The sequence below is a fragment of the Aeromonas finlandensis genome, from assembly GCF_000764645.1.
Classification (GTDB): Bacteria; Pseudomonadota; Gammaproteobacteria; order Enterobacterales; family Aeromonadaceae; genus Aeromonas; species Aeromonas finlandensis.
On record NZ_JRGK01000323.1, the window covers coordinates 1 to 5,736 of the forward strand.

Annotated in this window: 5 protein-coding genes and 1 pseudogene; 1 reads left to right on the forward strand and 5 read right to left on the reverse strand. The window is 59.1% G+C overall.

Translation table 11 applies throughout. From position 1 onward, the window contains the following. The coding region (locus tag LD28_RS0120040; RefSeq protein ID WP_033138665.1) for a 3D domain-containing protein at positions 1-209 on the forward strand (209 nt) is incomplete at its 5' end. 114 nt (positions 210-323) lie between these two features. Here LD28_RS0120040 and yfaE read toward each other — a convergent pair. From yfaE to LD28_RS0120065, 5 genes and pseudogenes are all read right to left on the reverse strand, one after another. After that, positions 324-647, reverse strand: coding sequence for a class I ribonucleotide reductase maintenance protein YfaE (yfaE, locus tag LD28_RS0120045; protein ID WP_033138666.1), 324 nt, complete (start codon positions 645-647; stop codon positions 324-326). Positions 648-720: 73 nt separating this feature from the next. Then, a complete protein-coding gene (gene nrdB, locus LD28_RS0120050; protein WP_033138670.1) occupies positions 721-1,854 on the reverse strand; it encodes a class Ia ribonucleoside-diphosphate reductase subunit beta in 1,134 nt (377 codons plus the stop codon). A gap of 80 nt (positions 1,855-1,934) precedes the next feature. Beyond that, positions 1,935-4,202, reverse strand: coding sequence for a class 1a ribonucleoside-diphosphate reductase subunit alpha (gene nrdA, locus LD28_RS0120055; protein ID WP_033138667.1), 2,268 nt, complete (start codon positions 4,200-4,202; stop codon positions 1,935-1,937). A 626-nt stretch (positions 4,203-4,828) separates the two neighbouring features. Beyond that, positions 4,829-5,524, reverse strand: coding sequence for an HAD family hydrolase (locus LD28_RS0120060; RefSeq protein WP_033138668.1), 696 nt, complete (start codon positions 5,522-5,524; stop codon positions 4,829-4,831). Next, positions 5,524-5,736, reverse strand: a pseudogene (locus tag LD28_RS0120065) (bifunctional 2-polyprenyl-6-hydroxyphenol methylase/3-demethylubiquinol 3-O-methyltransferase UbiG); the annotation flags it as partial. The gene LD28_RS0120060 and the pseudogene LD28_RS0120065, both read right to left, overlap by 1 nt.

Below are 5,736 nucleotides of genomic sequence, written 5' to 3' on the forward strand. Positions count from 1 at the left end.
TGCTCGATAAAGAGGGCAACTGGACCGGCAAGCACCAGCTGCGGTTGTTGATTGCGCTGGATGTGGGCGGTGCGGTGAAGAAGGGCCACCTCGATCTCTACCACGGCATGGGCGAGAAGGCCGGTGTCGCGGCGGGTCACTACAAGCACTTTGGCCGGGTCTGGAAGCTGGGCCTGCACCACGGGCCGACTGCCGCCCCCTGGTTGTAACCCTATGTGGTACGGGCGTCTGCGCAGGGCGCCCTGAAAGAATATGATGAGATAAGAAAGCCGCCGGATTGCTCCGGCGGCTTTTTATTGTGCGCGAGTTACCAGCCTGTCGGGTCAGCCCTGCTGGATATCCAGCTTGATGGCGCCGACCGGCTTGCAGCAGCAGGGGAGGCATTCACCCTGGGCGACAAATGCCAGCGGCACCGCAGGGTAGTGCACCTTGCCGCTCATCAGCGGCGTGCGGCAAGCGCCGCAATAGCCGCTGCGACACTGGAACTCCACATGATGACCGTGGCGCTCCAGGGTCTCCAACACGCTTTCGCCGGGCTGGGCGTGCAGCACGGCACCATCCCGGGTATGTACCCGTGGTGCCACGACCGCATGCTGTTCGGCAGGCGTGTGCGGGGCAGGGGCCAGCGTGTTGGTGGCATCACTCACAGCTCGAAATCACCCAACTCATTGGTATTCACGTCACTGTCGATCTGGCCGACCAGCATATCAGGTCGCTGACTCACAGCTCGAAGTCACCCAAATCGTCGGCATTCATTTCGCTGTCGATCTGACCTACCAGATAGGAGCTCACCTCCACCTCTTGCGGGGCGACCTGCACGTTGTCAGACGACAGCCAGGTGTTGATCCAGGGGATCGGATTCTGCTTGGTGCCGGCAAAGGCTGGCTGCAGGCCGACCGCGCTCATGCGCAGGTTGGTGATGTACTCCACGTACTGGCAGAGGATGTCCTTGTTCAGGCCGATCATGGAGCCGTCCTGGAACAGGTACTCGGCCCACTCTTTCTCCTGAATGGCCGCCTCCTTGAAGATATCGAAGCAGGCCTGTTCGCATTCGGCGGCGATCTCGGCCATCTCCGGGTCATCCTGGCCGGTGCGCATCAGGTTCAGCATGTGCTGGGTGCCGGTCAGATGCAGCGCTTCGTCGCGGGCGATCATCTTGATGATCTTGGCGTTGCCTTCCATCAGCTCGCGTTCGGCGAAGGCAAAGGAGCAGGCGAAGCTGACGTAGAAGCGGATAGCTTCGAGCGCGTTGACGCTCATCAGGCACAGATAAAGTTTCTTCTTCAGCCCGCGCAGGGTGATGGTCACTTCGCGGCCTGCGACGGTGTGGGTCCCTTCACCGTGCAGGTTGTAGAGGGCAGTCGACTCGATCAGATCGTCGTAGTAGTGGCTGATGGAGCCCGCGCGTTTGAGGATCTGCTCGTTGGCTACGATATCGTCAAACACCTGGGCCGGTGAGTTGACGATATTGCGGATGATGTGGGTGTAGGAGCGAGAGTGGATGGTCTCGGAGAAGGCCCAGGTCTCAATCCAGGTTTCCAGCTCCGGAATGGAGACCAGCGGCAGCAGGGCCACGTTGGGGCTGCGGCCCTGGATGGAGTCCAGCAGGGTCTGGTACTTCAGGTTGGAGATGAAGATGTGCTGCTCGTGGGGCGGCAGGGCCTGATAGTCGATGCGATCGTGGGAGACATCCACCTCTTCCGGACGCCAGAAGAAGGAGAGTTGCTTCTCGATCAGGCGCTCGAACACTTCGTGCTTTTGTTGATCATAACGGGCTACGTTGACCGATTGGCCAAAAAACATCGGCTCTTTGAGCTGGTCGTTTTGGGTTTGGCAGAAAGTTGAATAGGCCATGGTTACCAGAATATGTGAATAGAGAAAACAGGAGAGCGGGAGCTTCATGCTCCCGCCCGGTTATCAACACTTGCCGTGACTTAGATTTTGCAAGCCCCGCCAGCGCAACCGTCATCTTGCAGATCGGTCTGGGCATCGTCTGCACCATCACGGGTGTTGTGATAGTAGAGGGTCTTGAGGCCGTATTTGTAGGCGGTCAGCAAGTCCTTCAGCAGCTGTTTCATCGGCACCTTGTTGCCTTCGAAACGGGCCGGGTCGTAGTTGGTGTTGGCGGAGATCGCCTGATCCACAAACTTCTGCATGATACCGACCAGCTGCAGGTAGCCGTCAACGCTCGGTTGCTTCCAGAGCAATTCGTATTGATCTTTCAGGCGATCATACTCGGGCACCACCTGTTTGAGAATGCCGTCTTTGGAGGCCTTGACCGAGACCAGGCCGCGCGGAGGCTCGATGCCGTTGGTGGCGTTGGAGATCTGGCTGGAGGTCTCGCTCGGCATCAGGGCGGTCAGGGTGGAGTTGCGCAAGCCCACGGACTTGATCTCTTCACGCAGGCTTTCCCAATCCAGATGCAGCGGCTCGTTGCACAGTACATCCAGATCCTTCTTGTAGGTATCGATGGGCAAAATGCCCTGGGCGTAGGTAGTCTCGCCAAACAGCGGGCAGGGGCCGAACTCGCGGGCCAGCTGCACGGAGGCTTTCAGCAGGTAGTACTGAATGGCCTCGAAGGTGCGGTGAGTCAGCGCCAGACCGGAACCGTCGGAGTAACGGGCACCGTTTTTGGCCAGGTAGTAGGCGTAGTTGATGACGCCGATCCCCAAGGTGCGACGACCCATGCTGCCCTTCTTGGCGGCGGCAATCGGGTAGTCCTGATAGTCGAGCAGGGCATCGAGGGCACGCACGGCCAGATCGGCCATCTCTTCCAGATCTTCCAGCTTATCGATGGCGCCGAGGTTGAAGGCGGAGAGGGTGCACAGGGCGATTTCGCCGCTCTCGTCGTCGATGTTGTTGAGCGGCTTGGTCGGCAGCGCAATCTCGAGGCAGAGGTTGGACTGGCGCACCGGTGCCACGCTCGGATCGAACGGGCTGTGGGTGTTGCAGTGATCCACGTTCTGGATGTAGATGCGACCGGTACCGGCGCGCTCCTGCATCATCAGGGAGAAGAGATCGACCGCCTTGAGAGTCTTCTTGCGAATGGCCGGATCCTGCTCGTACTTGACGTAGAGCGCTTCAAATTTGTCCTGATCCGCGAAGAAGGCATCGTACAGACCCGGCGCGTCGGACGGGGAGAACAATGTGATGTCACCGCCCTTGATGAGGCGCTGATACATCAGCTTGTTGATCTGCACGCCGTAGTCCATGTGACGGACCCGGTTCTCTTCCACGCCGCGGTTGTTCTTCAGAACCAGCAGGCTTTCCACTTCGGTGTGCCACAGCGGGTAGAACAGGGTGGCCGCACCGCCGCGCACGCCGCCCTGGGAGCAGCACTTCACGGCAGTCTGGAAGTATTTGTAGAAGGGGATGCAACCGGTGTGGAACGCTTCGCCGCCACGGATGGGGCTGCCCAGACCGCGGATGCGACCAGCGTTGATGCCGATCCCGGCGCGCTGGGAAACATAACGCACGATGGAGCTGGCGGTGGCGTTGATGGAATCCAGGCTGTCGTCGCACTCGATCAGTACGCAGGAGCTGAACTGACGGGTCGGGGTGCGCACGCCGCTCATGATCGGGGTCGGCAGGGAGATCTTGAAGGTCGAGACCGCATCATAGAAGCGCTTGATGTAGTCGAGACGGGTATCTTTCGGATACTTGGAGAAGAGGCAGGCCGCCACCAGGATGTAGAGGAACTGCGGGCTCTCGTAGATCTCGCCGGTGACGCGGTTTTGTACCAGATACTTGCCTTCCAGCTGCTTGACCGCCGCGTAGGAGAAGTCCATGTCGCGCCAGTGATCCATGTGCGCGTTCAGCTCTTCGAATTCGGCCTGGGTGTAGTCTTCCAGCAGGTGTTTGTCGTACTTGCCCATGTCCACCAGACGAGCCACGTGCTGGTAGAGGTGGGGCGGTTCGAACTGACCATAGGCTTTCTTGCGCAGGTGGAAGATGGCCAGACGGGCTGCCATGTACTGGTAGTCCGGGGTCTGCTCGGAGATGAGGTCAGCCGTCGCCTTGATGATGGTTTCGTGAATGTCGGCGGTACGGATGCCGTCATAGAACTGGATGTGGGACTTGAGCTCTACCTGGGAGACCGACACGTTGTCGAGCCCTTCGGCGGCCCAGTCCAGCACGCGGTGAATTTTATCCAGATCGATGGGTTCTTTGTGTCCGTTACGCTTCGTCACAAACAAGTTCATTGGCTGATGACCTTCAGTTGATTCCCGAAAAACCATCGCACAATGGCGCCACCCGGGCCCCGGCGGTGTGCGGGAGTTGGGTAGAGATTGTGCGATGAATCACAAGATGTAGTGTTATTTTAAGTTCGAGCTACAAGATAGTGAGGTCGGCCCGCCATTGCAATGTGTGGATAAGTGACGAGCTGTGGATAAATTGTGAGTCTTGCTCCATCAGTTAGTGACCGCTCACAGTGAGCGGGTTTTCATTCGTCCGCTCCGCTAAATGCAAGTCTCCCGATCGAAGATGGAAAATTTAAATAACTTTTTTTGCTTGCGAAACGGGGGGCTTTTTACTAGCAAACAGCGGCTGATTATCCCTTATGCAACAAGGGTCAAAAGCTGTCCAGTTGTCGCAGCCGCGGGCTCGGCGTGGCAAGGGCTTTGCATCAGCCGATTGCGGTTGGTGGCCTCTCTGTTGCGGCTGCGTGCTTGTCAAATGAGTATCGATCAGGCGGTAAGCTGCCTTTACTATCCATGAATAGAAGTGTGATGGCGGCGCAGGTCGTGGGAGCGTCAAGAAGAATATATGAAGGGACGGGGAGAGTGTCTCCGCCCCGTTATCGCAGGTCAGTCGGTCAGGCTGCGCATCACACCTTGGCCGTCAGCTCGTAGCGCAGCCAGTGGTGCAGCGCCTGCACGGTATCAAAATGCAGATCGGCGCCCCACTGGGCGGGATCTTCCTCATCATTGAGATAGCCCCACCCGGCCACGGCCGTGCGCATGCCAGCATTGCGGCCCGCCTCGATGTCCCGCACATGATCCCCCACATAAAGGCAGTGAGCCGCCTCGACGCCAAGTTGGTCACAGGCGAAGAACATGGGGGCGGGGTCGGGCTTGCGTACCGGCAGGGTATCGGCGCTGACGGTGACGCCGCAGCTGGCAAGTTGTGGCAGGGCTGCCAGCAGTGGTTCGGTGAGAAAGCCCGGCTTGTTGGTGACTATGCCCCAGGGCAGCGATTTTTCATCCAGCCACTCGATGAGATCCACCATTCCCTCATAGGGACGGGTACCGACGCAGAGGTTGGCTGCGTAGTAGTCGAGCAGGGCATTGCGCAGGCGAGTGGCCCCCAGCTCTTCAAGCAGTTCGTCACCGAGGCCCGCTTTGAGCAGCCCGATCGCCCCATGGGAGGTGGTCTGACGAATGATGTCGTCAGAGAGCGGCGCAAAGCCTTCGCTGATCAGCACATGGTTGACGGCGGCCCCCAGATCCGGGGCGGTGTCGAGCAGGGTGCCGTCCAGATCGAACAGCACGCAGCGCAGGGGCAGAGGGTGAGAGGCGCTCATCAACCTTGCTCCGGGCGGACAAACTCCACCATATAGTTGACGTCGACATTCTTGCCGAGCTTGAACTGGTTGGTGAGGGGGGCGTAGTGGACGCCGCTCATGTCCCGCACCAACAAGCCAGCGGCTTCACCCATGCGGCAGAGTTCGGCCGGGGTGATGAATTTTTTGTGATCGTGGGTCCCCTTGGGCACCATCTTCATCAGGTATTCAGC

What these genes read in the sequence shown, in the direction of transcription:
- nrdB (WP_033138670.1), bottom strand. Translation starts at nt 1,854, where the DNA reads ATGGCCTATTCAACTTTCTGCCAAACCCAAAACGACCAGCTCAAAGAG.
- nrdA (WP_033138667.1), bottom strand. Translation starts at nt 4,202, where the DNA reads ATGAACTTGTTTGTGACGAAGCGTAACGGACACAAAGAACCCATCGAT.
- LD28_RS0120060 (WP_033138668.1), bottom strand. Translation starts at nt 5,524, where the DNA reads ATGAGCGCCTCTCACCCTCTGCCCCTGCGCTGCGTGCTGTTCGATCTG.